The 2,348-nt window shown below is 71.0% G+C and carries 2 protein-coding genes and 1 pseudogene; all 3 read left to right on the top strand.

Features of this window, described 5'->3' with window-relative positions; all coding sequences use genetic code 11:
- The first annotated feature begins 118 nt into the window (after window positions 1–118).
- A pseudogene (recO, locus tag IH13_RS37065) lies at window positions 119–846 on the top strand (DNA repair protein RecO).
- Window positions 847–867: 21 nt separating this feature from the next.
- Entirely contained in the window at window positions 868–1,695 is an 828-nt protein-coding gene (locus tag IH13_RS0109110; RefSeq protein WP_031082715.1) for an isoprenyl transferase, read from the top strand.
- A 42-nt stretch (window positions 1,696–1,737) separates the two neighbouring features.
- Window positions 1,738–2,268: a hypothetical protein gene (locus IH13_RS0109105; RefSeq protein WP_031082714.1), complete on the top strand. Its 531-nt coding sequence runs from the start codon at window positions 1,738–1,740 to the stop codon at window positions 2,266–2,268.
- Window positions 2,269–2,348: the final 80 nt, after the last annotated feature.

Below are 2,348 nucleotides of genomic sequence, written 5' to 3'. Positions count from 1 at the left end.
TGTCTCTTATACACCCGGGCCGGTGAGCGTCGCCCACGGGGCCGGGCCGGCGGGGCCCGCGAGCCACCGGGACGACGACCCGGGAGGGGCGACCGCCCCGGTGCGCGACAATGGACCCATGAGCTTGTTCCGGGACGACGGCGTCGTGCTGCGTACGCAGAAGCTGGGCGAGGCCGACCGGATCATCACGATCCTGACCCGCGGCCACGGCCGGGTGCGCGCCGTCGCGCGCGGGGTGCGCCGCACCAAGTCCAAGTTCGGTGCCCGGCTGGAGCCCTTCTCCCACGTGGACGTGCAGTTCTTCGCGCGCGGCAGCGAGCTGATCGGGCGCGGTCTGCCCCTGTGCACCCAGAGCGAGACCATCGCCCCGTAGACTACGGCCGGTACACGGCCGGCACCGCGATGCTGGAGACCGCCGAGCGCTTCACCGACCACGAGGGCGAACCCGCGGTCCAGCAGTACCTGCTCCTCGTCGGCGGACTGCGCACCCTGGCCCGCGCCGAGCACGCGCCGAACCTCATCCTCGACGCGTTCCTGCTGCGCTCGCTCGCCGTCAACGGCTACGCGCCCAGCTTTGACGACTGCGCCCGGTGCGGGATGCCCGGGCCGAACCGGTTCTTCTCCGTCGCCTCCGGCGGTGTGGTGTGCGGCGACTGCCGGGTGCCCGGCAGCGTCGTACCCTCGGCGGAGGCCGTCGAACTGCTGAGCGCACTGCTCACCGGTGACTGGGAGACGGCGGACGCGTCCCAGGCGCGTCATGTCAGGGAGGGGAGCGGACTGGTGTCCGCCTATCTGCACTGGCATCTGGAGCGCGGCCTGCGCTCGCTGCGGTACGTAGAGAAGTGACACAGGGAGACGAAGAAGCCCATGGCAGTACGCGGGATGCTCGGCGGCCGTAACAAGCGCGTGTACAAGACCCCCGAGCCGCACCCCTCCGGCGCCGTCCCGCCGAAGATCCCCGGCGAGCTGGTGCCCAAGCACGTCGCCGTGGTGATGGACGGCAACGGCCGCTGGGCCAAGGAGCGGGGCCTGCCGCGCACCGAGGGCCACAAGGTCGGCGAGGGCGTCGTCATGGACGTCCTCAAGGGCTGCATCGAGATGGGCGTCAAGAACCTCTCGCTCTACGCCTTCTCCACCGAGAACTGGAAGCGCTCGCCGGACGAGGTGAAGTTCCTGATGAACTTCAACCGGGACGTCATCCGGCGCCGCCGTGACGAGATGGACGAGCTCGGCATCCGCATCCGCTGGGTCGGCCGCATGCCCAAGCTGTGGAAGTCGGTCGTCCAGGAGCTCCAGGTCGCCCAGGAGCAGACCAAGGACAACGACAGGATGACCCTGTACTTCTGCGTCAACTACGGCGGCCGGGCCGAGATCGCCGACGCCGCCCAGCGGATCGCCGAGGACGTCGCGGCCGGACGGCTCGACCCGTCCAAGGTCAACGAGAAGACGTTCGCGAAGTACATCTACTACCCGGACATGCCGGACGTGGACCTCTTCGTACGCCCCAGCGGTGAGCAGCGCACGTCCAACTACCTGATCTGGCAGAGCGCGTACGCCGAGATGGTCTTCCAGGACGTCCTGTGGCCGGACTTCGACCGCCGTGACCTGTGGCGCGCCTGCCTGGAGTTCGCCCAGCGCGACCGGCGTTTCGGCGGTGCGGAGGAGGCGGCCCTGGCGCAGGGGCCGACCGGCTGAGGCGCGCCGGTACGATCATGGTCCGATCATCTTGGGAGGGCCATGTCAACAGAACCGGACGTCCATGAGCACGCGGTCGACCTCAGGTTCCGGCTGACCGCCCAGGACTGCTCGCAGGCGCTGTGGGCCCGCGCCGGGGTCGGCAGGGAGGGCAGGCGCCAGCGGCTGCTCGGTGGGCTGCTGCTGGGCCTGCTGGCCGTGCTGTGTGCGCTGGAGGCGGGGCTGGGCGTCGACTTCCCCCTGATGATGTACGTGGCGACGGGCGTCATGGGGCCGCTGATGTTCCTGGCCCCATGGCTGACGGCGCGTCAGCTGTGGGGGTACGTCAAGCGGCAGGGCGAGTCCCGGGTGCGGGTGGACGAGAGCGGTCTGACCGTCGCGATGGACCACTCCGCCGGGTCGGTCTCCTGGGCCGCCCAGCCCCGGTACGTGGAGACCCGGGACCTCTTCGTGCTGCTCAGCGACGACCGCAACGCCACGGGGCTGACCCTGCTGGCCAAGCGCGGGGCCGCCGGGCCGGCCGAGGCCGACCGGCTGCGCGGGATGCTCGACCGCCACCTGACACGGCTCTGAACGGCTCCGGCGCCTTTCCGGCGCGGTGGCCAGGACCGGCCGGGCCCGGACACGACGGCGCCGGGGCACCCGCACGGGTG

The sequence above is a fragment of the Streptomyces sp. NRRL WC-3549 genome (assembly GCF_000721935.1).
Classification (GTDB): Bacteria; Actinomycetota; Actinomycetes; order Streptomycetales; family Streptomycetaceae; genus Streptomyces.
The sequence above is the reverse complement of the archived record's forward strand: the minus strand, read 5'-3'. Positions and strand labels throughout refer to the sequence as shown.

Bases quoted from the DNA above. Each gene is read 5' to 3' on its own strand.
- IH13_RS0109105 (WP_031082714.1), top strand. From the start codon at position 1,738: ATGTCAACAGAACCGGACGTCCATGAGCACGCGGTCGACCTCAGGTTC.
- IH13_RS0109110 (WP_031082715.1), top strand. From the start codon at position 868: ATGGCAGTACGCGGGATGCTCGGCGGCCGTAACAAGCGCGTGTACAAG.